The organism is Sphingobacterium sp. 40-24, assembly GCF_001899705.1.
Classification (GTDB): Bacteria; Bacteroidota; Bacteroidia; order Sphingobacteriales; family Sphingobacteriaceae; genus Sphingobacterium; species Sphingobacterium multivorum.
On sequence record NZ_MKWH01000008.1, the window covers coordinates 171,641 to 194,265 of the forward strand.

Genomic DNA, 22,625 nt, shown 5'->3' on the forward strand with positions numbered 1-22,625 from the left:
AAATTCAGGCATGCAAAACGTTGTCATCATCACGGCCGCTCTATTTGGCGGCTTCGCTATTATCCTAGGTGCATTTGGAGCCCATGCGTTCAAAAAAATCCTATCCGCTGAAAAACTGGAATCCTTTGAGGTCGGCGTGCGATATCAAATGTATGCTGCACTAACCCTATTGATTCTAGGATTCAATTTTCGGTTTGAGCTTCAGTCTGAACGAGTGGCATTTTATCTGATCACACTAGGAACTATTTTATTCTCTGTAAGTATATATTTTCTATCGTTTGCTGAATACTGGAAAAAGAATCTAAAGTTTCTTGGCCCAATTACCCCGCTCGGCGGATTGCTTATGATCGCAGGCTGGGTTGCTGTTATCGTTCGTTTTTTGTAGATTTGAAATAAATATGGCAATGATGTCTGCCCTGAACCGCCCTGATAAGCTGATGACGTCTACTATTTTAGTATAAAACAACAATTTTATATAAAGTGTAGACTTATGGCTATAACACATTCAAATCAAAGCAATCTTCATTTTTTTCTTAAATGGCTTATCTCCTGTAGTGCGATAGGTTTCATTGTCGGATCTATTTGTGCGTTTTTTCTCTTTTCCCTCAATTGGGTAACGCAGTACCGGGAGGCTCATCCTTGGATAATTTATGGACTTCCCCTAGCGGGATTTGCCATAGCGTTGTCCTATAAGTATTGGGGCGATCCATCAAGCAAAGGAAATAACCTGCTGATTGAAGAATACCTTCGTCCCCAACGCCGCATTCCGCTTATCATGGCGCCGCTTGTCTTATTCGGAACTTTACTTACACATCTGTTTGGGGGTTCGGCAGGCCGTGAAGGAACTGCTGTACAGATCGGTGGAGCAGTTTCCGATCAGCTTAATCGCTGGTTTGACTTCGATAAAACTGAACGTCGCATCTTAATTTCGATCGGCATCACTGCAGGATTCGCCGCTGTGTTTGGCACCCCGCTCGCCGGAACGATATTCGGCCTGGAAGTACTATTGATTGGCAAAAAAAGATATTTCGGTATCCTGCCCTGTTTATTTACCGCCTTTTTTGCAAACTTCAGCTGTCAATTATGGAATATTCCACACACCCATTATCCACTTCATGATGTTATTCCAATGCTGTCCTTAACCAATATTGGATTTAGCCTTGCCGCAGGCATTCTATTTGGCGTTACAGCATGGCTTTTTACATTTGCCAGCGATTTCTTTAGCCTTCAATTCAAACGAATTAAATATCCTCTGCTTAGACCGGCGATTGGCGGTATTATTTTGGTACTTATCATTACGTTATTTCACAGCAACAGCTATATTGGACTTGGCATACCAATGATTCAGAATGCATTTGTCGATCAGTCGAATTATTATGACTTTATCATTAAATTGCTTTTAACGACTTTTACCCTTTCTGCCGGATTTAAAGGCGGAGAAGTCACCCCGCTATTTTTTATTGGGGCAACCTTGGGGAGTGCATTAAGCACCGTTATTCCGCTTCCCATCAGCCTGCTGGCTGCCATGGGCTTTGTAGCCGTATTTTCAGGCGCTACAAACACCCCGCTCGCCTGTATTGTAATGGGTTATGAATTATTTGGGATTCAACCTATCTTATTTATAGCGATAGCGTGTATAGTCGCTTTTTTATTTTCCGGAAAAAAAGGAATTTATATTGCACAAAAAGGCGGTTTAAAGGAAAAATTATACCGCAGACTCAATTTATAAACAAGCAATACGCTTTCAGCTTCTTTGTCTATCTCCTTGTGTTCCATTATGGACTACTTCAAATAAACACAAGATCGGACAAAAAAACATGCTAAAAAGAAGAGTGCAGATTACAAGAATGGATAGATGACATCTGAACTACAGTAGTTTTCCGTGCAGAAAGAATGCTGCAACAGTAAAATAGATAATCAATCCGGAGACATCCACCAACGTTGCAACAAACGGCGCTGATGCTGTCGCTGGATCCAAACCGAACCGACGTAGGATAAATGGAATAAACGATCCCGACAAAGTTCCCCATAAAACAATAAACAATAAGGAAACCGCAACCGTAAAGCCAATTGAAATCCAATAAGGACCATAGTCATATAGACCAAGAAAATGCCAGGCCAATATCCGTAGAAATCCGATCGAACCTAATATCCCACCTAAAATTAAACCGGAAGAAACTTCGCGCTTCATCACATACCACCAATCTTTAAGCTTTAACTCTCCGAGCGCCATGGCACGAATAATTAAAGATGCCGCCTGCGACCCCGAATTACCTCCACTGGATATAATTAAAGGAACAAACAAAGCAAGCACAACCGCTTTTTCCAATTCCCCCTCAAAAAAGCCCATTGCTGAGGCTGTAAGCATTTCGCTAAAAAACAAAATGATTAACCAGCCAGCTCTTTTTTGAATCAATTGCAACAAGGGGGTTTTGGTATAAGCCAGATCCAATTCTTCCATCCCTCCAAATCGCTGGATATCTTCTGTATCGCGATCTTCAATTCGGTCCAACACATCATCAAATGTCACAATTCCAACCAACACCCCTGCTTCTGTAACGATAGGCAAAGCACTGCGGTCATATTTTTGAAAAATCTCGAAGGCCTCTTCCATGGGTGTAGAGGCTTTAATCGCGGCAAAATTGTAGTCAATTAAGTCGGAAATCTTAGTAGAAGAATCCGATAGTAGTAATTGACCAATTTTCAAGTCATCGATCAATACGTTTTTCTCATCAACTACATAAATAAAATTGAGCGTTTCAGCTTTCCTTCCAAAAACTTTAATATGCCGAAAGACATCATCAACAGTATAATAAGGACGAACTTGCACATACATTGGTGTCATAAGTCGGGCTATACTATCCTCTTTATATCCGATCAGCTCCAAAGCCATTTGCTTCTCGCGCTCATTCAATAGATTGATCAGATATTTAATCAGATCATCCGGCAATTCCGACAATAATTCATTCCGGGTATCCGGCTTCAAATTATTCAGCAATTCGGACAGCTCATGCTCCGTCATGGATTTGATCAACGTATATTGAACATCCATTTCAAAAAAAGAAAAGATCTCCAATCTATCCTCCAAAGGATAGTCCATAAACTCTTGATGTTGCTCCCCTTTACTTAAACGCGATATTTCTTCCGCGATATCGGCCGGGTGTAATGCTGAATTTTGTTCCATTGGAAGAAAATTTTAATGGATTTAGCGCAAAAGTAGCTTATTTTGTATTATTTTCAACAATCTGAAAAACTATTTTTTCCAATGGGAATTAGGGCCAGCTTTTCATAAAATCGTCTACCACTGCGCTGAACGGTCCATTTGACGTTCCTTGCCCATTAACTTTACAATAGCTTAAAAATTAATTAATCCAGGTGCTAGCTCTACAGGTTCAAGCCCCGCCTTAAACAACCGTGCTTTTAAACCACCTTGCAGTACAATGGTCCCGTCATTTACGTGTAGCCAGCTACCTTCACGCAAGCCTATAACAGGTTGGCTGTTCAATTGATGAAATTCCTGAATTCGCGTTTCCCTCGTCTCTCCTTTATGTGTAGAATTTGGATCTGGATCCAAATAATGTGGATTGATATTAAAAGGTAAGAAACCAAGTGCGTTAAAACTAGGCGGATAAACAATAGGCATATCATTCGTGGTTCCAATTGTTAATCCGGTCAAATTGGACCCCGCGGATGTGCCCACATATGGAATCCCCTTTGCTACTTGTACGCGCAGTTGCGGAACCAAATCCAGATCATACAGCGTTTTTAAGAGTAAAAATGTATTTCCTCCACCAATAAAAATAGCTTTAGCATCCTGAATAGCCTTCTTCATATTGTCAAACTCATGTAGCCCCCTAACCGTCACGCCCTCATCTTTCAGGGCATCTTGTACCTTAGCGGTATAAGCATCAAAGGAAATTCCTGAAGGTCTCGCAAAAGGGACAAACAGCAATTCGTCTGACTGAATAAATTCGACAAAATCGTGCTTAATATAAGCTAAAAACTCACTCCCATGGATCGTGCTTGTACTTACGACCAATAACTTGTACGCTGGATTAATCTTCATCTTCTATCGTTAAAACATTAAATAAAAAGTACCTTTGGCTTTATTAATTGTGAGGCCAAAGGTACAGTTTTCGTTCCTTACTATAGGCTATTTCTTATCAGCAGGCTTTTTTTCTGCACCCAATCTTTTATTTTCTTGCAGTGCCTTATGTAAAAGATATTCTATCTGCCCATTAACACTTCTAAACTCATCTGCAGCCCATTTTTCCAATGCTTTGTACATTTGGTCGTCTAAGCGTAGCATAAAGTTTTTCTTATCCGCCATTTCATTTCGTTTATTGGTACAAAGTACCTGTATTTACAATTGGTGTCGCTGCTTTCTCTCCACAGAGTACAACCATTAAATTGCTGACCATTGCTGCTTTTTTCTCGTTATCCAACTCTACAATATCTTTCTCAGACAATTTATGCAAGGCCATTTCCACCATCCCAACTGCACCATCTACGATCTTTGCCCTTGCGGCCACAATTGCTGCCGCCTGTTGTCTTTGAAGCATCGCACCAGCGATTTCTGACGCGTAGGCCAAATGGCTGATTCTTGCTTCCTTAATAATAACGCCAGCTGGCGCCAAACGATCCGACAACTCCTGCTCAAGAATATGGTTTACGGTATCTCCTCCCTCCCGTAAGGTTATTTCAGCACCTTCATCTTCCAAGTTATCATACGGAAAGCTTCCAGCCAAATGTCTTACTGCTGCTTCACTCTGCGTGCGTACATAAGATGTATAATTACTGACATCATAAGCAGCTTTATACGTGTCACCCACTTGCCACACGATCACTGCCCCAATCTCAATTGGGTTTCCCATCTTGTCATTTACTTTCAGCGTCTGTCCTTGCAGATTATCCGAACGAAGACTTATTTTAATCGTCGAATACAACGGATTGACAAAAAACAAACCATTTTCCTTAACGGTACCTACATATTTTCCGAAGAAATTCAACACACGGGAATGGTTTGGATTAATAATCATCAATCCCTTTAAAATGAAAAAAGTAGCAATCATCAATACAACCCCCAATACAACATACAGCGAACTTTCTTCTACGCTTGCAAATGAAAATATAGCTGCCACAAACGAGACAACAGCTATTAATAAAGCTAAATAGCCTGACATTGGTTTAATTAGTTTTTCCATAATTCGTTAATATATATTTGATATCATTTTAATATCATAAATATACTATAATATTTTTCATATTTCAAATGAAAATTTAAAATGATTATTTTTGATCATGCGCAAAAAGTCCTTTCTTCCTTTAGTAAACTCTGCGACAGAAACCCTCATCCTTGGCTCTTTGCCTGGAGATAAGTCTTTAGCAGAAAATGAATATTATGCACACCCACAAAATCGATTCTGGAAAGTAATCAAATATTTATTCAATGTACCAGAAAAAACAGGCTATAAGGAGAATGTGGAATTTTTACTCGAAAACAACATCGGTCTTTGGGATGTTTGTGCAGAAGCCTCTCGCCCCGGCAGCATGGATTTAGCCATACAAAATGAAGTTCCGAATCCAATTGACGAGTTGCTGCAAACCTATCCTGCAATCACACAAATTATTTTCAACGGACAAAAAGCGTACAGCTTGTATTTAAAGCATTTCAATAAAAGAGAAGACATTAAGTACAGATGCTTACCCAGCACAAGTCCAGCAAACGCGAAAAGTAATCTCGAAAATCTAATTCAACATTGGCGCATAATAATAAGTGATTAAATTACACGAATTAGGTTCGTTAATTCAGTCCTATTGCTTATTTTTGCCCTAAGATGTCAGATTTAAAATACAATCAACGAGGCGTATCCGCAGGGAAAGAGGATGTGCACAATGCGATAAAAAATATAGATAAGGGTTTATTTCCCAAAGCATTTTGCAAAATAATTCCAGATATTTTGGGTGGAGATCCAGACTGGTGTAATATTATGCATGCGGATGGTGCTGGTACCAAATCTTCATTGGCTTACGTATACTGGAAGGAAACCGGTGATATTTCAGTTTGGAAAGGTATTGCACAAGATGCAATTATCATGAATATTGACGACTTGCTTTGCGTGGGAGCCATCGATAACATTCTTTTATCCTCAACGATTGGCAGAAATAAAAATCTTATTCCTGGAGAGGTGATCGCAGAAATCATCAATGGCACAGAAGAGATTCTATCTGAACTTCGGGATTTGGGAATTGGCATCTATTCTACAGGAGGTGAAACGGCCGACGTTGGCGACCTTGTTCGCACCATCATTGTTGATAGTACGGTGACCTGTCGTATGAAACGTGAAGACGTCATTTCAAATCATCGCATCAAAGGTGGCAATGTAATTGTTGGATTGGCATCGAATGGAAAAGCAACCTATGAACAGACGTACAATGGCGGAATGGGTTCCAATGGACTAACTTCTGCACGTCATGATGTATTTAACAAAAAAGTAGCTGAAAAATATCCTGAAGCGTATGATCCAGCTGTTCCTTACGAACTAGTTTTCGCTGGAAGCCAGGACCTCACCAATGAAATCGAAGTTGAAACAGGAGAAAAAATAACTGCGGGTAAGCTTGTTCTTTCGGCGACGCGTACTTATGCGCCTGTTATCAAACAAATACTGGACAAGTATCGTTCACAAATCGACGGAATGGTGCATTGCTCAGGTGGAGCGCAAACAAAGGTTTTACACTTCGTTGATAATGTGCATGTCATCAAAGATAATCTTTTCCCGATCCCACCTCTTTTTGAATTAATACAGAAAGAATCCAATACAGACTGGAAAGAAATGTACAAAGTATTTAATATGGGACATCGTATGGAATTATATGTACCGGAATCAATTGCATCGGATATCATTGCTATTTCAGAGTCGTTTGGCATTCCGGCTCAAATCATAGGTCGCGTGGAAGAATCTACTGCTAAAAAAGTTACTATAACCTCTCCTTACGGAGAATTTATCTACGAATAAAAGATTTTCATCCCTGTCCCCTGCTTATACAGGCGACAGGGCTATTTTTTCAATTTGGTATAAATGAAAGAGAAACTTCTTGTGGGCTGGAAAGAGACCCTTGATTTACCTGAATTGGGAATATATGGTATAGAAGCAAAAGTCGATACCGGTGCTGCTTCATCGGTACTACATTGCAATTCGTACGAGATCGTTAAGGAAGATGGTCAGGATTGGATTATCTGTGAACTTATAACAAATTTTGGGACAAAAGAAACAAAAACACTGAAGTTAAAACTCTATAGGACAAAACTAGTGAAAAGTTCTTTTGGCCAAGAAGAAAAGCGTTACTATATCCGCACAACAGCAACATTATATAACCAGGTATTTAGCATTAAGATCTCCTTTAGAAATAGATCACAAATGACCTATCCTATGCTGTTGGGTAAAAATTTCTTAAACAAAAGATTTTTGGTCGATGTTTCCAAAGAAAATCTGTCGACGAAGACCCTGGTAAAATAAAACAATTAGCCAAGCTATTTTGTTATCTTAGCACAAAATATATTCAATATACAAATCGTGAAAATTGCCGTATTATCGACAGTAAAGAGTTTATACTCAACTCGTCGTCTCGTAGAAGCCGCACAACAAAGAGGACACGAATGTGTTGTCATCGATCACAGCAAATGTTATGTAGGCATTCAACAAGGTAAACCCAGTATTCATTATAAAGGACAGGATCTCAGTGATATTGATGCCATTATTCCCCGGATAGGAGCATCGGTAACATTCTATGGATCTGCTATCGTTAGACAATTTGAGGTGATGGATGTCATTTCCGCGAATCCCAGTCAAGCCATTACGCGTTCCCGAGACAAATTGAGATGCCTACAGATTTTATCCGGGGCAGGTATCGGACTCCCGATTACAGGATTTGCACGCACAGCCTCCGATGTGGACGATCTCATCAGTATGGTAGGTGGAGCTCCTTTAGTCATTAAACTACTCGAGGGAACCCAAGGTATCGGTGTTGTACTTGCCGAAACCAAAAAAGCGGCCTCTTCTGTTATAGAAGCGTTCTACGGCCTGGGCAATAACATCCTGATCCAAGAGTTCATCAAAGAGTCTAAAGGCTCTGATATTCGTGCATTCGTGGTTGACGGCAAAGTTGTTGGAGCGATGAAACGCACGGCGAAAGAGGGTGAGTTTAGATCAAATATCCATCGGGGTGGCACCGCTCAGATTATCCGGTTAAGTAAAGCTGAAAGAGAAACAGCAATTGCGGCTGCGGCACAGCTAGGACTTACGGTTTGTGGTGTAGATATGATTCCTTCTGACAGAGGCCCTTTAGTACTGGAAGTAAACTCATCTCCTGGTTTGGAAGGCATCGAGAAAGCGACAAAAAAAGATATTGCCTCAGAAATTATACAATATATTGAGAGACAATATGAAGCAAAGCAAGCTCAAATGCCTAAAGTCGTTAAGAAAAAGAAAAAAAGAGAAAGTAAATTATAAAATTACCGGATTAGCAACTAAAAGGGTTGTTCGTATATACGGACAACCCTTTTAGTTGCTAGATAACCTAGACTCAACTAAAGCCGAATTTCCAATACTCCTTAAATTCGCCTACCGTTGCTTCCAATTTTTACTTATCTTAGGCTAAATTATGAATTAATGAAAAGATTTAGCCATCTTCTATTTGCCTTTGTACTCGTACTAGCTGCATTTTCCTGGTCTTTTAGCCAAACAACTATCCAAAAGACGGCATCGCCAACTTGGCTCCGGCCCACTACAAAAAAGGCCATAAAGCCAAACTTGGATGATATTAGTGATGGATATTACTATGAGCTAATCGAACATCAAATAAACTTGGCTACCCAAACAAAATATTATAAGGACATAAAAGTTCTATTTGATCAGACTGGAATCGAAAATCTGGGGCAAATTCAGGTAACCTTTGACCCGCATTTTCAAAAACTTCAACTACATGAGCTAAAGGTTATTCGCAACGGCAAGGATATTAATCTACTACCGCAAGCAAAATTTAAGCTCCTTGCCTCCGAAACAGAGCTTTCGAGATCTATCTACAACGGAAGTCAAATGGCCCATTATGTTTTGGAGGATTTACGTAAAGACGACAAGATTGTATTTGCTTATTCAATAATAGGTGTAAACCCAGTATTTGAACAGAAATTTTTCGACAGCTACTACTTACAGGGATATGAACCTACAGGTCTGGTCCATCTCAACTATATTGTACCCAATGGTCGCAAACTTCAGTTTAAGAGTTTCAATGGCGCTCCTGAGGTGCAGCAACAGTCAACAGGAAATACAACAAATTTCTTCTGGGAGCTGACGGCGGACAAAACGGTTCAATACGAAGATTATAGCCCGTCATGGTACAACCCTTTAAAATATATCCAATGCACGGAATTTAATACCTGGCAGGAAGTTGATCAATGGAACCGTAAAATTAATCCCATCCCGCAAATAGCAACGACAAGTACACTGCAAACCTTCGTCAACCAACTTTGGAAAGAGTCCAATGGACAGCCCTATACATACCTGAAAAAAGCCTGCGACTTTGTACAAAATGAGATACGTTATATGGGTATTGAGATGGGAGAATATTCGCACCGGGCAAATGTTCCAGAAAAAGTATTTTCCCAGCGCTACGGCGATTGCAAGGATAAATCAATGCTGCTGGCTACAATGCTCAAAAACAAGAATATTGATGTAGGACTCGTATTAGCCAATACCTATAAGAATAGAGGCCTGCAGGAAGAGCTCCCCTCGCCCTATGCTTTCAACCATATGGTTATTGAAGTTAATATTGGTGGACGTTCCCAATATATTGACCCCACCATAACTCAGCAGGGTGGAGATATCAAAAACAGGTATTTCCCAGCTTATGGGAAAGTACTCTCCACCATGGGTAGTGGAAAGCTTACAGACGTACCGCAGCATGTTACCGGCAATATTAAAGTCAAGGAAACCTTGACACTGGAAGGCAAATTTGAGGCTACCCTGGATGTCCACACAACTTATGTTGGAAATGAGGCGGACGATATGCGCAGTTATTTTCAAAGTAACGCCAAAAATGACATACAGAAGCAATACTTAGAGTATTATACAAAGATCTACCCCAAGATCAATAAAACTGGTCATATACAATACAAAGATGATATGGAGAACAATATTGTGGAGGTCATCGAAAAGTATAAAATAAAGAACATTGGAAAGAAGGAAAGCGGATCTACAAAAAAATATATTCCTTTGTTGGGAACAAATATCAATGAAAAGCTTCCAGAGATTATGGAGGATCGTATTGCTCCCCTAAGCCTTTCTTTTCCAACAGATCTAACCTACGAAATGTATATTGTCAACAAAGGCAAAAAGGAATTTGGTAATTACAGGGACAATAGTTATTTTGACAGGACTGCGTATGTCTTCGGTAAAACACTGGAAGTAAATCAAGATAGTATTAAGCTCGCATACACGTTAAGTTTCCACGAACCCTTTGTCGAACAAAAAGACCTGAAACAGTATTATACAGATTTTGCAGATCGTGATGATATCTTTTATAATGGCTTTTATCTTGACAATGACGGATATGTAACAGATGGGGTACCTCGCTTAGGAACCCCTTCTTCAGTCAATGAAATTAATTGGTTTTCATTAATCCTATTCGTTCTTCTGGTGCCAGCCATCATCTGGTATATTGTTAAAAAGTATAATAAAACCAGAGCTTTTATCATCAAACCCTATGACGAGATCTATCACGATCAGATCGGCGGATGGATGATCGTGCTGCTTATTGTACTATTTATAAATATAGTGACCCTATCCGGTATATTTTTCTTCCAGCAGTCCTTCTTTAATTTAAATACTTGGCAGGCGGCAGATCAGCTGGAAGGTGTTTCCCCCTTTTTATACAGAACTTTACTATTATTAGAAATAATCGGTAATATATTGGTACTAGCGGGTTTGATTTATAGCTGCATCTTGCTGGTCAAGAAACGCGATATTTTCGCTCAGACCTTCTTTATGGTTGCACTATTTATGGCCGTATTCTGTACTATTGATGGAATTGTATCCCATCTTATGTTCAAAAGTTATTTTGATAAAACAGAAGACTTGTTCACACATTATAAAGATACTATAAAATCAATTTTTTTCTTCTGTATTTGGGGAACTTACGTCTATAAATCGGAACGTGTAAAAGGCACCTGTATTCGGACGTATCAGAACGATGAGATTATTCAGAAGGCTGCGACAGTTCATCCTTTTGATCAAGATTTTCTAAAGCCTTATTCAATTACAAAACAAAGAGAAAACGAAGCTGAGGCGGAATTTCAATCCCAGGGTGATAGAGCCAATAGCAGTCATCCCGAGGATCATCCAGATAAACCATAGTTGCCACCTCGCGTAAAAATGGTTTCGTAAATAATATACGAAACCATTTTTTATGAAAATATGATTTACATTATTTCATCTTCATCACCATATTATCCGCGCCTTCAGTAGACACTTTTACCTGACCAGATTTGTTCTTCGTAGACTTATAATGGACATGGTTTTTGACTCCCTCAATCTGAACGGTCTCTACTGAACCAATATTGACCATATTGTCTGCTCCCTCTATCGTTACCGTTGCGATGTCATTGCCTGTTACTGTATTCCCCTTCCCCTCAATAATCAATTTGCTCACATTGCCACGAATCACAACTTTATTGTCAGCTCCTTCTATTTGTACGATCTCTCCTCCTTTGGCCTCTATTGTACGGTTATTGTTTACCCCTTCAATCGAGATAACTTTTCCCTGTTGATTAACCACATCGTTCGTTAGAGCCTTGGAAAATGGCTCTTTGGCCGCTATAACCAAGCTTCCGATCAAAAGAAGCGAAAATCCAAATGTAATTGTTCTTAGTTTCATAATGCTCTATTTTCTACAGTTCAACAAAAATCAAACCTAATTTCAGATTTAAAAGGGATATGAGCTGTAATATACTACGTCAATGCCTCAAAAGTATAATTGTGGAATAAGAAATAAAATGAAATACAGCATGTATTGGTTTTACTTGGAACATAACGTCCCTAAAAAGATACAGCATCCGTTACAACAAAAAAAGGAGCCTAACAGGCTCCTTTAATATCTCTAACAAATTGACAGCGGATTAAAAACTCTATTTTACTGCGTCTACAACTGCTTTGAAAGCTTCTGGGTTATTTAAAGCTAAGTCAGCTAAAACCTTACGGTTCAAACCAATATTCTTAGCGTTTAATTTACCGATCAATTGGGAATAAGAAATTCCGTGTTGACGAGCTCCAGCGTTGATACGTTGAATCCATAAAGCTCTAAACTCGCGTTTTTTGGTTTTACGATCGCGGTAAGCGTATTGTAAACCTTTTTCTACTGTATTTTTAGCAATAGTATAAACTTTGCTACGTGATCCAAAGTAACCTTTTGCAAGGCCTAGGATTTTTTTGCGTCTTCTTCTAGAAGCTACTGCGTTAACCGAACGTGGCATATTTTTAAAATTAGTTTGGTAGAAGGTGTCATGTATTTCAATGAACTTACAACCTTGTACCCGGTTAAAAAATTATTATTAATAAAATCGAATAAAACTTATTTACCGATAGCAAGCATACGTTTTACGTTGCCCATATCGCCATCAGATACATAACTTGTTTGTGTTAAGTTACGTTTACGTTTTGTGCTCTTTTTTGTCAAGATGTGGCTTTTGAAAGCGTTTTTTCTTGCAATTTTACCTGTTCCAGTCAATTTGAAACGTTTCTTTGCGCTGGAATTGGTTTTAACTTTTGGCATAATACTTATAAATTTTATATCAATCTGTTAGAATTCTTATTATTTTTTAGGAGCCTTTGGAGCTACTGTTAAAAACATGCGTTTACCTTCTAATTTCGGTAAAAGCTCTACCTTACCGTAATCCTCTAAAGCCTGAGCAAAGCGTAACAACAAGATCTCACCTTGATCCTTGTGTACAATAGCACGACCTTTGAAGTGTACATAAGCACGAACTTTCTCTCCACTTTCTAGAAACTTAATAGCATGTTTCAATTTGAACTCAAAATCATGCTCACCAGAGTTAGGTCCGAAACGGATTTCTTTAATAACAGTCTGTTTTGCATTAGCTTTGATTTCCTTTTGTTTCTTCTTCTGTTCGTAAACAAACTTACTGTAGTCGATAATCTTACAAACCGGCGGTACAGCATTTGGCGAAATCTCCACTAAATCAAGTTCCAACTCATCAGCCAACTCTAACGCTTTGCGCGTAGGGTAAACTCCTTGTTCCACATTATCTCCTACCAAGCGCACCTCCGGTACCTTGATTAACTCATTAATGCGGTGATCTGGTTCTTTCTTTCTCATTGGTGGTCTTGGACCACCGGGTCTTTTTAATGCCAAATGTTTAAAAATTAAACGGTTATTTCCTTAATTAATATATCTCTAAATGCCTCAGCAGTCATTGTTCCCAATTCCACTGAGCCATGTTTACGTACAGAAACTGTGCCATTTTCCACCTCTTTTTCCCCTACAATCAACATATAAGGAAGCTTTTTCACTTCGGCGTCTCTGATTTTTCTGCCCACTTTCTCGTCACGTAAGTCTATCAGTCCGCGAATATCGGAATTATTTAGCGAATTCAAAACATTTTGCGCATATTCTTCGTATTTTTCTGACACTGGCAAGACGATAAATTGCTCAGGTGCAAGCCATAACGGGAATTGTCCCGCACAATGTTCGATCAGTACAGCTACAAAACGCTCCAAAGATCCAAAAGGTGCACGGTGAATCATTACTGGACGATGTTTCATATTATCACTTCCAGTATATTCCAATTCAAAACGCTCAGGTAAATTATAATCGACCTGTATTGTACCCAATTGCCACTTCCGTCCTAAAGCATCCTTCACCATAAAGTCTAACTTAGGACCATAGAAAGCCGCCTCTCCATATTCCACGACTGTCGGTAAACCTTTCTCTTCAGCAGCCTCAATAATCGCAGACTCAGCCAAAGCCCAATTTTCGTCAGTACCAATATATTTTGTACGGTTTTCAGGATCACGTAATGACACTTGTGCTGTATAATCATTAAAGCCTAACGCTCCAAATACATAAAGAACCAAGTCTATTACCTTTTTGAATTCATCTTTAACCTGATCAGGACGGCAAAACAAATGTGCATCATCTTGCGTAAACCCACGAACCCTTGTCAAACCGTGAAGCTCACCAGATTGCTCGTAACGATATACAGTACCAAACTCAGCAAAGCGAACCGGTAAGTCCTTATACGAGCGTGGTTTTACTTTATAAATTTCACAATGATGCGGACAGTTCATTGGTTTTAACAAAAACTCTTCTCCTTCGATCGGAGTCTTTATTGGTTGAAATGAATCCGCGCCATATTTCTCATAGTGTCCAGAAGTCACATATAACTGCTTATGCCCGATATGCGGCGTAACAACAGGCTCATACCCAGAGTTTAACTGTGCTTTCTGCAAAAAGTCTATCAGCTTTTGACGTAATGCAGCTCCTTTAGGCAACCAAAGTGGCAAACCTGCACCAACTTTTTCAGAAAAAGCAAAAAGTTCCAACTCTTTCCCAAGTTTACGGTGATCGCGTTTTTTCGCCTCTTCTATAAATTTCAAATACTCTGTAAGCTCCGATGCCTTAGGGAACGTAACACCATAAATACGTGTCAACTGTTTGCGAGACTCATCACCCCTCCAGTAAGCACCGGCAACATTAGTCAATTTAATCGCTTTAATAAACCCAGTATTTGGAATATGAGGGCCACGACATAAATCTGTAAATTCCCCTTGCGTGTAGAAAGTAATCTTTCCATCTTCCAAGTCTTTGATTAAATCTAGCTTATACTCATCTCCTTTTTCAGTAAAGTAAGCCAATGCATCCGATTTCGAAACAGCTTTACGTTCAAATGTTTCTTTCCGTTTAGCCAGCTCCAGCATCTTGTCTTCGATGGCTTTAAAGTCATCAGACGAGAATTCACGATCACCAAAATCAACATCGTAGTAAAATCCGGTTTCAATCGCGGGACCAATACCAAATTTAATCCCTGGATACAATGCCTCCAAAGCCTCAGCCAGTAAGTGGGCTGAAGAATGCCAAAAAGTGGATTTACCTTTGGTATCATTCCAGGTTAATAACTTAACAGTAGCATCATTTTCAATAGCACGGGCAGAATCCCACACTTCGCCATTTACTTCGGCAGCAAGAACGTTTCTTGCAAGCCCCTCTGAGATGGATAACGCAATCTCTGCAGCAGTGATTCCTTTTTGATACTCTCTTACGGAACCATCCGGTAGTGTAATTTTAATCATTTACAACTATGATCTTTAAATTGTTAAAAAATAGAAAACATAAAACAACATGTACAATTATGTTATTACACTTACGTTTTCAATAAATAAATTGTGACACAAATTTAGTAAAAATTCTGATAAAATAACAGGTTTTTTGCGCTATTCAACGCATTATTCAGGGCATTTACAGGCTCCCCACCTCTCCACTGTTCAAATACGCCGACTTCATTGGCTTTACACACTTTACATCCTCATCGTTGCAGTTTAAAACGGATTGATAATCTGATCTTATTGACCAACAATATCGCTCTATGGTACCGAGGTACATCCCAACAATTAATGAAAATCAGGTTATATATTAACAGGGTAATTGCAGGGGGTTAACAGGGGTATAACAGGGGGTTAGCAGGCGTAAATCCCTATTAACCCCCTGTTATACCCCTACAAAAAGAGTGTTGTTTCACTTTTAATAGAAAACATAGTATAGGCTGATAGCATGGTAGCAGTAAACTATGTGCTTTGTTTAAACATGAACCTAAAAACAAAGGGATAAAAGCAGATTATACCAGCTACTATATATAAAAAAATGACAGGGCAGCTACTTAAAAGCAACAGGACAAATTGAGCATCTCATTAATATTTGCTACCTTTGCAGACTGAAATTTTAACTATGTCAAATCAAGTACCAGAAGACGGAACACTATTACCCCTAATGGAAGAATTTTACACGATTCAGGGAGAAGGCTACCATACCGGGACTGCTGCTTATTTCATACGATTGGGTGGTTGCGATGTTGGCTGCCATTGGTGCGATGTAAAGGAAAGCTGGGATGCATCTATCCACCCCCTTACAGCCGCAGATTCGATTATCGAAAATGCAAAGAAATATCCGGCAAAAACTGTTGTCATTACGGGTGGCGAACCGCTTATTTATAATTTGGATTACCTAACAAAAGGGCTTCATGAGGCAGGGATTAAAACGTTTATTGAAACCTCTGGTGCATATCCTCTGAGTGGTGAATGGGACTGGATATGTTTATCTCCAAAAAAATTCAAAGCACCACGCAAAGATGTTTTAGAAGCTGCTGGTGAACTTAAAGTTATCGTTTTCAATAAAAGCGATTTCGCTTGGGGAGAAGAATATGCACAACTTGTAGGGCCAAACTGCAGATTATACCTTCAACCTGAATGGTCGAAATCTAAAGAAATGACGCCTTCTATTATTGATTACGTAAAAGAAAACCCTAAATGGGATATTTCACTACAAACACATAAGTTTTTAAACATTCCTTAATAGTGAAATGCACGATTAAATAGACACAAAAAAGGCTTTCGACAGTATCGAAAGCCTTTTTTTATCAATCTATATTAATGCATGTCATTTAAATCACTTCACATAGGTCTTTAAAAAAGCTTCCAGGTCTAACGTTTTCGTTTCTTCACCCTCCTTCTCCCGGACCAGCACATTTCCAGCATTATCAGCATCTAAAAATAATAAGTTCGCCTTTAATAAAATCTTTCCATTTTCATCCAACAATCCAACTTTACCATTTTCAGAGAACATCAAATAATTGTCTAAAAATTTACTGATATTTTCCTTCTTGTCAAGCAGAACTTTCCCTTCCTGTGTAACCAATCCAAAATTACCATCCTTCTGAAAAATAGCAAGTTTTTGATTTGCTGGCGTAAGCCAGTCAAACCCTTCCTTATTTACCTTCCCCCCCTTCTTATCCAACAACCAAAAATAATTATCCTTATCTGAAACAATAGCAGTCTGCTCATTAAAATACGCTAAAGAGAAAAGAGAGCAAGGCAGCACATCTTCTCCCGCCATGTTTTTTATACCATAATATTCATCATTGGTATCTTTATCCTTGACCATGGTCCATTTAAGTGACTTATCCAATGGGAAAGTATCTTCAAATAAACTCACATCTTCCCCCTCACTCGTATTACCTCCCCCCGAGATATCAATCACCTTTGCATTTTTGGGAAGCTCGAAATCTGCCGCAGAAGATACATTGGTGACTTTTGTTGTTTCAAAACCAAGGTCATTGTTTTCACCCAAAGACAATTTGAGCACACCTCCAGGCAAATCATTGATAAATGAAAATGCTGTCAGATAATAAGTGGGCACTGCTTCCGAATACCATACCGTTGCTACCGCGGAATCGGCATGGTTTTTTATAAATAACTTTGCTTTCTTACAGGTAATTCCCGCTATCGATTCGATCTCGCCCATATCTTGCAGCTGCACATAAGGCCCTTCCGACTCCCCTAACTTCGTACTGACAATCTTATAGGATGGACTGTATGCTTCGGCAGTAACAACATCATCTCCAACCGAATACGAATATGTTTTTGCTAATTTTCGATTTAAAATAGCATGTGCTTTTTGATTCACGACAGTGGAAGAATAATCGGCATCAGCCAAAATCTCCACATTCCGATAAGCCATTTTTCCTTTCAAAAATGGCTCATAAAACTCTTTTGCAAATTCCGGAACTTCATTTTCAAATTTTTCAGGGGAAACTTCACCTTTAAACACCAACTCCATCTGCCATTGCTTATCTTGTGCATAGGTTGTCGAAATTGATAATCCAAATAATAGTGCAACGTTGAGTAAATTATTCATAAGAATGATAAATATGTAGCTAAATAACAAAAGACAGACCAAAAAGCCTATCTTTTACGCTATTTTTTTATTTATTTACTTTTTTCTCTTCATATTTCCATAAAATGTAAAAACGTGATCGCTAAGCAAAATGAACTACAATTTTATCATCTGTTTTGTTTTCACCGCTTCGTCACATGCCAAAGCAATCCGTAGACTATTAACAGCATCTTCCATCGAATCAGAAAGATCCAAATTATCTACAATCGCCTGCTGAAAGAATAACTGCTCCCGGTTACATAATTCCTGATGATCGGGCTCATCAGATAAGTTGACCCACTCATCAACCTTCGTAAATTCATTTGCCGCATCTAAATCGGCGTAATGTACACGAAGGCTTTCTGTTTGTGTATGGGATGCTACCGAATCCGATTTACCTTCATTGCTTGCTTTATTTGCGACAATGGAAACTGCACCTTTAGGTCCAAAAACATCCTTTACAAAAAAAGCATTCTGACTAACCATTGGTCCCCATCCGGCTTCATACCATCCTACGGATCCATCTTCAAAATGCAGCTGCAATTGTCCGTAGTTGTAGTTCCAAGCAGGAATCTCATCGGTTAACCGCGCGCCGATTGCAGATACATACAATGGTTTCGCACCCACCATTTGACACATGACATCAATATAATGAACTCCACAGTCAACAATGGGACTTAAACTAGCCATTAGATTTTTATGCACATCCCACATATACCCATGGCTCTGTTGATTCAGATTCATACGCATAACAAGTGGTTTTCCCATCGTTTTAGCTATTTCAATAAATTTGACCCATGAGGGATGATATCTCAAAATATATCCAACAACCAATTTTTTATCATATTTCACCGCTGCATCGACGACCTCCTGCGCGGAAATCACATCTTCAGCTAAAGGCTTTTCAATAAAAACATGAGCACCAGCCTGAAAGGCTTTTATAGCATACGCTTTGTGTGTATCCGGATAGGTCGCTATACAAACGGCATCCGGTTTCGTTTCCTGAAGTGCATCCTCATAAGATTCAAACAATTTATAGTTGCCGCCCAATTGTTCATTCAGTTTACTTTTGCTCTCCCCACGAGCTACTAGCCCCACAATTTGAAAGCCATCTAAATCGTGATATGCCTTCGCATGAGATGCGCCCATATTTCCACATCCAACAACCAATATTTTAATAACCTCTTGTATCATTTTTTTTCTATTGCTATATTATTTCTTTAATCCATCCAAAGCAAAGGCCGCTCCCGTTCCTAGTACAGCTCCTGCTAATACATCGGAGGGAAAATGTACGCCCAAATACATCCTTGAATATCCCACGCTACTCGCCCATAAAAGGGATGGCGCAACGACGTACCACTTCGAGTAGGCTCGAGACAAAGCAGAAGCCGTAGCAAAAGCAGATGACGTATGACCAGAGGGAAAGGAATACCCACCGGCTGTACGAACCGATATGAAATTAGGATATTTTTTAAATGGCCTACTTCGCTTAAAGATATGTTTTAAACCAACATTCACTAGCGCTGTTACAGCCGTACTACTGGCGACATACAGGGCATTCTGACGCATTGCCTTATCATCGTTGACCGCACCTGCCACCAGTAAACCAACAGGAACGGCTATCTGAACATAGTTATTGATATCAGAAAGCACTTTAAATGTTTGTGTTTGTGGCGCTGTCCGAGTCTCAGCTATGGACTCCAATATCCGGATATCTAACGTAGACGCTGGACTTTCTTGTCCTAGAACAGGGCCATAAAGACAGTTAACCCAACAAATAAAAATAAAAGCTAATCTTTTCATCTAACAAATAATTGATCTAATTTACCATTCCCTTGAATTAGGTACCACTAAACACACTACTCCAATTTATTAAACAACAACTTCTCCCCCCACTATTGTCACTTTTATCCGCTATTAACTTAATAAGTCACTCCCCAATCCTTAAAAATAAGGAAATTTATGAGAGTTGTCACCCTATCAAGAAACATTTCGATTGGACAAAATTTCACAGCTCACTATTGGAGTAATTCAAACAGCTTACTATAGGATAGGAAATCAGCATTGTCTTTTGTCTAAATTATAGTGTATTCCCCAATCAATGACCTAGTTTTTACAATTTTTTCAAGAAAATTGAATTCATTTCAACAACAAGTCCATTAGGATAAGAATTTTAAAATGATAGTCTTGCATTTCCCATTAATTTACTATACATTTGCTTGCAGTTATTAATACAAACATGGTCTATACTTGCGTACATCATTTTCATTTTCATCATCGCCATTGTGGCGATATGTTAATTTAATGTGTTCTTACGTAGAATACCTTCCCTCTTGTTTGATTTCTTATTATTAATAATTTACTGCTAACATTTATAAAGCGTTGAAAAATCTTAAAATTGCTATCCAAAAATCGGGTAGGTTAAACGAAAAATCTGTTCAATTACTGAAAAATTGTGGTTTAGACTTCGAGAACTACAAAAGTTCTTTAATCACCACGGTTGGGAATTTCCCACTCGAAATATTATTTCTGAGAGATGATGATATTCCGGGATATGTGGAACAAGGTATAGCCGACCTGGGCATCGTCGGTGAAAACATCATTGATGAGACCGAATCCAAAGTAGAATACATCAAGAGGCTTGGTTTTGGAAAATGTACGTTGAAACTGGCTATTCCCAAAGATAGCACCATCCAAGACGTTAAAGACCTTAACGGCAAAGCAATCGCAACCTCTTATCCAAATATCCTAAAGAATTTTCTAGACGAGTATAAGATCAATGCAGATATCCGTTTGATATCTGGCTCAGTTGAAATTTCTCCCGGTTTGGGTCTTAGTGATGCGATCTGTGATATCGTATCGACCGGTGGAACACTAAAAAGTAATGGTTTGAAGCCTTTTGCTGATGTTAAAAATTCAGAAGCCATATTGGTCGGAAGAAAGGGATTGGAAGGCAATGAAGTTTTGGCGGAATTAGTGCAACGTATCGAATCTGTTCTTTTAGCAAAAGAAACTAAATATGTGGTATTGAATGTCGAAAAGAAAAATTTGCCGGCTATTACTTCTTTATTACACGGTGTTAAGAGTCCTACGGTTGTTCCACTGGCAGAAGAAGGTTGGGTTGCTGTACACACTGTTATCACGGAAGATGACTTTTGGGATAAGATCAATAAGTTAAAAGCTGAAGGTGCCCAAGGTATCGTTGTAATGCCAATTGAAAAAATCATCCTTTAAACTTGACACGCGAGGTACGACTATGTTAAAAAAATATGATTACAAGACCCTAGGGAAAGAGGAAATACAACAATTAGTTGCCCGAAATATGGACCCCAACAATGCAATTCAGGATGTTGTTCAGGAGATTATTCAACAAGTACGTCAACAAGGTGATGTGGTTCTGCGCGAATATGCCGCCAAATTTGATAAAGTTGAACTTGACAGATTATATTTAGACGAGGAAGATATCGACGCTTTGGCGTCTACCATAGGCCGTGATCAACAGAGAGCACTTGAAATCGCTTTTCAAAATATCCATAAATTCCATAGTACACAGCTAAAAAGAGAGCGTACGGTTGAAACAATGCCCGGTGTAAAATGCTGGCGAGAAGTCCGTCCGATTGAAAAAGTTGGACTTTACATCCCTGGCGGGTCAGCAGTTTTACCAAGCACGCTTTTAATGCTTGGTGTCCCGGCAAGGATAGCTGGATGCAAAGAGATCGTCGTTTGTTCTCCACCTCAATCCAATGGAAAAATCAATGGCTTTGTCGCTTTTTGTTTAAAATTACTTAAGATAAACAGAATATACTTAGTTGGAGGTGCTCAGGCTGTTGCAGCGATGGGTTTTGGAACGGAGACCATACCAAAAGTGGATAAGATCTTTGGCCCGGGCAATCAATTTGTCACAAAAGCAAAATCCATCATACAGGGGCTAGCAAATGTCAGTATTGATATGCCTGCAGGACCATCCGAAGTGCTGGTCGTCGCGGATGAATCGGCAAGCCCAGCATTTGTGGCAGCAGATCTTTTGGCACAGGCTGAACATGGAGCCGACAGTCAAGCAGTCCTGGTTGCAACATCCAATGCGCTAGTTGATGCAGTCAACACAGCCCTTGTAGCCCAGTTAGCGGTTTTGCCACGCAAGGAACTCGCTTCAAAAGCGATTGAAAATTCCTATGCAGTAACTGTTGAGACGCTTCAGGAGGCCATACAGTTTTCAAACGATTATGCACCAGAACACCTTATTTTGGAGACGGACCAATGGGAATCCTTAACACGCTATATCAGCAATGCTGGTTCTGTTTTTTTAGGGCACTTAACACCTGAAAGCGCAGGAGATTATGCCTCAGGTACAAATCACACACTACCGACATCAGGTTATGCACGCTCCTATTCAGGCGTATCGGTAGATTCTTTTGTTAAAAAAGTTACCTTTCAACATATAAACGAAACCGGGCTTCAACAAATCGGATCAGTGGTTGAAATACTCGCTGAACTTGAAGGACTACAGGCGCATAAAAATGCGATTTCCATTCGGAAGAATGGATAAAACATCACGATCAATCACACAAAAAAGGCTTTACATTGTAAAGCCTTTTTTGTGTGATTGATCGCATAAATATTGTCTCGTA

Annotated in this window: 22 protein-coding genes and 1 riboswitch; of the genes, 10 read left to right on the forward strand and 12 right to left on the reverse strand. The window is 39.3% G+C overall.

Annotated elements, in window-relative coordinates:
- The first annotated feature begins 10 nt into the window (after positions 1 to 10).
- The gene (locus BGP15_RS03100; protein WP_115050725.1) at positions 11 to 385 is read left to right on the forward strand and encodes a DUF423 domain-containing protein; all 375 of its coding nucleotides are present in this window, start codon (positions 11 to 13) and stop codon (positions 383 to 385) included.
- Positions 386 to 391: 6 nt separating this feature from the next.
- Positions 392 to 454, forward strand: a riboswitch (Fluoride riboswitch).
- 36 nt (positions 455 to 490) lie between these two features.
- A complete protein-coding gene (locus tag BGP15_RS03105) occupies positions 491 to 1,729 on the forward strand; it encodes a voltage-gated chloride channel family protein (protein WP_115050723.1) in 1,239 nt (412 codons plus the stop codon).
- Between the two features lie 138 nt (positions 1,730 to 1,867).
- On the opposite strand, the gene mgtE is transcribed toward BGP15_RS03105, so the two are convergent.
- The 4 genes from mgtE to BGP15_RS03125 all read right to left on the reverse strand — a co-directional run bounded on the left by mgtE (position 1,868) and on the right by BGP15_RS03125 (position 5,204).
- On the reverse strand, positions 1,868 to 3,184 hold the full coding sequence (gene mgtE, locus BGP15_RS03110; protein WP_070565637.1) for a magnesium transporter: 1,317 nt from the start codon (positions 3,182 to 3,184) through the stop codon (positions 1,868 to 1,870).
- Positions 3,185 to 3,355: 171 nt separating this feature from the next.
- Positions 3,356 to 4,066 carry a dipeptidase PepE gene (pepE, locus tag BGP15_RS03115; protein WP_070565639.1) on the reverse strand — a complete coding sequence of 237 codons (711 nt, stop codon included), beginning with the start codon at positions 4,064 to 4,066 and terminating at the stop codon, positions 3,356 to 3,358.
- Between the two features lie 87 nt (positions 4,067 to 4,153).
- Positions 4,154 to 4,330, reverse strand: a complete 177-nt coding sequence (locus BGP15_RS03120; RefSeq protein WP_070565641.1) for a type II toxin-antitoxin system antitoxin — start codon at positions 4,328 to 4,330, stop codon at positions 4,154 to 4,156.
- A gap of 10 nt (positions 4,331 to 4,340) precedes the next feature.
- On the reverse strand, positions 4,341 to 5,204 hold the full coding sequence (locus BGP15_RS03125; protein ID WP_046674469.1) for an SPFH domain-containing protein: 864 nt from the start codon (positions 5,202 to 5,204) through the stop codon (positions 4,341 to 4,343).
- A gap of 97 nt (positions 5,205 to 5,301) precedes the next feature.
- Here BGP15_RS03125 and BGP15_RS03130 point away from each other — a divergent pair, with 97 nt between their 5' ends.
- The 5 genes from BGP15_RS03130 (at position 5,302) to BGP15_RS03150 (ending at position 11,411) form a co-directional block, all read left to right on the forward strand.
- The gene (locus BGP15_RS03130; RefSeq protein WP_286768663.1) at positions 5,302 to 5,784 is read left to right on the forward strand and encodes a DNA-deoxyinosine glycosylase; all 483 of its coding nucleotides are present in this window, start codon (positions 5,302 to 5,304) and stop codon (positions 5,782 to 5,784) included.
- Positions 5,785 to 5,837: 53 nt separating this feature from the next.
- A complete protein-coding gene (locus tag BGP15_RS03135) occupies positions 5,838 to 7,016 on the forward strand; it encodes an AIR synthase related protein (protein ID WP_115050721.1) in 1,179 nt (392 codons plus the stop codon).
- 63 nt (positions 7,017 to 7,079) lie between these two features.
- Complete coding sequence (locus BGP15_RS03140; protein WP_070565649.1) at positions 7,080 to 7,517, forward strand: ATP-dependent zinc protease family protein; 438 nt, start codon at positions 7,080 to 7,082, stop codon at positions 7,515 to 7,517.
- A 57-nt stretch (positions 7,518 to 7,574) separates the two neighbouring features.
- Positions 7,575 to 8,510 carry a 30S ribosomal protein S6--L-glutamate ligase gene (gene rimK, locus BGP15_RS03145; RefSeq protein ID WP_070565651.1) on the forward strand — a complete coding sequence of 312 codons (936 nt, stop codon included), beginning with the start codon at positions 7,575 to 7,577 and terminating at the stop codon, positions 8,508 to 8,510.
- Between the two features lie 159 nt (positions 8,511 to 8,669).
- A complete protein-coding gene (locus BGP15_RS03150; protein ID WP_286768652.1) occupies positions 8,670 to 11,411 on the forward strand; it encodes a DUF3857 domain-containing protein in 2,742 nt (913 codons plus the stop codon).
- 70 nt (positions 11,412 to 11,481) lie between these two features.
- Here BGP15_RS03150 and BGP15_RS03155 read toward each other — a convergent pair whose 3' ends face one another.
- From BGP15_RS03155 to thrS, 5 genes are all read right to left on the reverse strand, one after another.
- The gene (locus BGP15_RS03155; RefSeq protein WP_115050717.1) at positions 11,482 to 11,931 is read right to left on the reverse strand and encodes a DUF3060 domain-containing protein; all 450 of its coding nucleotides are present in this window, start codon (positions 11,929 to 11,931) and stop codon (positions 11,482 to 11,484) included.
- 250 nt (positions 11,932 to 12,181) lie between these two features.
- Positions 12,182 to 12,526, reverse strand: a complete 345-nt coding sequence (gene rplT / locus BGP15_RS03160) for a 50S ribosomal protein L20 (RefSeq protein WP_046674462.1) — start codon at positions 12,524 to 12,526, stop codon at positions 12,182 to 12,184.
- Between the two features lie 98 nt (positions 12,527 to 12,624).
- Complete coding sequence (gene rpmI, locus BGP15_RS03165; protein WP_002993964.1) at positions 12,625 to 12,825, reverse strand: 50S ribosomal protein L35; 201 nt, start codon at positions 12,823 to 12,825, stop codon at positions 12,625 to 12,627.
- Between the two features lie 39 nt (positions 12,826 to 12,864).
- Positions 12,865 to 13,425 carry a translation initiation factor IF-3 gene (gene infC / locus BGP15_RS03170; protein WP_083295912.1) on the reverse strand — a complete coding sequence of 187 codons (561 nt, stop codon included), beginning with the start codon at positions 13,423 to 13,425 and terminating at the stop codon, positions 12,865 to 12,867.
- An 11-nt stretch (positions 13,426 to 13,436) separates the two neighbouring features.
- Positions 13,437 to 15,362, reverse strand: a complete 1,926-nt coding sequence (gene thrS, locus BGP15_RS03175; RefSeq protein ID WP_070565657.1) for a threonine--tRNA ligase — start codon at positions 15,360 to 15,362, stop codon at positions 13,437 to 13,439.
- Between the two features lie 652 nt (positions 15,363 to 16,014).
- Here thrS and BGP15_RS03180 point away from each other — a divergent pair.
- Positions 16,015 to 16,638 (forward strand): 7-carboxy-7-deazaguanine synthase QueE, encoded by a 624-nt coding sequence (locus BGP15_RS03180; RefSeq protein WP_046674459.1) that lies wholly within the window; start codon positions 16,015 to 16,017, stop codon positions 16,636 to 16,638.
- A 93-nt stretch (positions 16,639 to 16,731) separates the two neighbouring features.
- Here BGP15_RS03180 and BGP15_RS03185 read toward each other — a convergent pair whose 3' ends face one another.
- The 3 genes from BGP15_RS03185 to BGP15_RS03195 all read right to left on the reverse strand — a co-directional run bounded on the left by BGP15_RS03185 (position 16,732) and on the right by BGP15_RS03195 (position 19,800).
- A complete protein-coding gene (locus BGP15_RS03185; RefSeq protein WP_286768653.1) occupies positions 16,732 to 17,979 on the reverse strand; it encodes a hypothetical protein in 1,248 nt (415 codons plus the stop codon).
- A 135-nt stretch (positions 17,980 to 18,114) separates the two neighbouring features.
- Positions 18,115 to 19,191 (reverse strand): Gfo/Idh/MocA family protein, encoded by a 1,077-nt coding sequence (locus tag BGP15_RS03190; protein WP_286768654.1) that lies wholly within the window; start codon positions 19,189 to 19,191, stop codon positions 18,115 to 18,117.
- A gap of 18 nt (positions 19,192 to 19,209) precedes the next feature.
- Positions 19,210 to 19,800: a phosphatase PAP2 family protein gene (locus tag BGP15_RS03195; RefSeq protein WP_070567677.1), complete on the reverse strand. Its 591-nt coding sequence runs from the start codon at positions 19,798 to 19,800 to the stop codon at positions 19,210 to 19,212.
- Between the two features lie 579 nt (positions 19,801 to 20,379).
- Here BGP15_RS03195 and hisG point away from each other — a divergent pair.
- Together hisG and hisD are read left to right on the forward strand one after the other, a co-directional pair.
- Positions 20,380 to 21,231 carry an ATP phosphoribosyltransferase gene (gene hisG, locus BGP15_RS03200; protein WP_070567679.1) on the forward strand — a complete coding sequence of 284 codons (852 nt, stop codon included), beginning with the start codon at positions 20,380 to 20,382 and terminating at the stop codon, positions 21,229 to 21,231.
- A 22-nt stretch (positions 21,232 to 21,253) separates the two neighbouring features.
- The gene (gene hisD / locus BGP15_RS03205) at positions 21,254 to 22,543 is read left to right on the forward strand and encodes a histidinol dehydrogenase (RefSeq protein WP_286768655.1); all 1,290 of its coding nucleotides are present in this window, start codon (positions 21,254 to 21,256) and stop codon (positions 22,541 to 22,543) included.
- The last annotated feature ends 82 nt before the right edge of the window (positions 22,544 to 22,625 follow it).

Excerpts from the sequence above, each read along its gene's own strand:
- BGP15_RS03100 (WP_115050725.1), top strand. The coding sequence starts at position 11 with ATGCAAAACGTTGTCATCATCACGGCCGCTCTATTTGGCGGCTTCGCT.
- BGP15_RS03105 (WP_115050723.1), top strand. The coding sequence starts at position 491 with ATGGCTATAACACATTCAAATCAAAGCAATCTTCATTTTTTTCTTAAA.
- mgtE (WP_070565637.1), bottom strand. The coding sequence starts at position 3,184 with ATGGAACAAAATTCAGCATTACACCCGGCCGATATCGCGGAAGAAATA.
- pepE (WP_070565639.1), bottom strand. The coding sequence starts at position 4,066 with ATGAAGATTAATCCAGCGTACAAGTTATTGGTCGTAAGTACAAGCACG.
- BGP15_RS03120 (WP_070565641.1), bottom strand. The coding sequence starts at position 4,330 with ATGGCGGATAAGAAAAACTTTATGCTACGCTTAGACGACCAAATGTAC.
- BGP15_RS03125 (WP_046674469.1), bottom strand. The coding sequence starts at position 5,204 with ATGGAAAAACTAATTAAACCAATGTCAGGCTATTTAGCTTTATTAATA.
- BGP15_RS03130 (WP_286768663.1), top strand. The coding sequence starts at position 5,302 with ATGCGCAAAAAGTCCTTTCTTCCTTTAGTAAACTCTGCGACAGAAACC.
- BGP15_RS03135 (WP_115050721.1), top strand. The coding sequence starts at position 5,838 with ATGTCAGATTTAAAATACAATCAACGAGGCGTATCCGCAGGGAAAGAG.
- BGP15_RS03140 (WP_070565649.1), top strand. The coding sequence starts at position 7,080 with ATGAAAGAGAAACTTCTTGTGGGCTGGAAAGAGACCCTTGATTTACCT.
- BGP15_RS03150 (WP_286768652.1), top strand. The coding sequence starts at position 8,670 with ATGAAAAGATTTAGCCATCTTCTATTTGCCTTTGTACTCGTACTAGCT.
- BGP15_RS03155 (WP_115050717.1), bottom strand. The coding sequence starts at position 11,931 with ATGAAACTAAGAACAATTACATTTGGATTTTCGCTTCTTTTGATCGGA.
- rplT (WP_046674462.1), bottom strand. The coding sequence starts at position 12,526 with ATGCCACGTTCGGTTAACGCAGTAGCTTCTAGAAGAAGACGCAAAAAA.
- rpmI (WP_002993964.1), bottom strand. The coding sequence starts at position 12,825 with ATGCCAAAAGTTAAAACCAATTCCAGCGCAAAGAAACGTTTCAAATTG.
- thrS (WP_070565657.1), bottom strand. The coding sequence starts at position 15,362 with ATGATTAAAATTACACTACCGGATGGTTCCGTAAGAGAGTATCAAAAA.
- BGP15_RS03180 (WP_046674459.1), top strand. The coding sequence starts at position 16,015 with ATGTCAAATCAAGTACCAGAAGACGGAACACTATTACCCCTAATGGAA.
- BGP15_RS03185 (WP_286768653.1), bottom strand. The coding sequence starts at position 17,979 with ATGAATAATTTACTCAACGTTGCACTATTATTTGGATTATCAATTTCG.
- BGP15_RS03190 (WP_286768654.1), bottom strand. The coding sequence starts at position 19,191 with ATGATACAAGAGGTTATTAAAATATTGGTTGTTGGATGTGGAAATATG.
- BGP15_RS03195 (WP_070567677.1), bottom strand. The coding sequence starts at position 19,800 with ATGAAAAGATTAGCTTTTATTTTTATTTGTTGGGTTAACTGTCTTTAT.
- hisD (WP_286768655.1), top strand. The coding sequence starts at position 21,254 with ATGTTAAAAAAATATGATTACAAGACCCTAGGGAAAGAGGAAATACAA.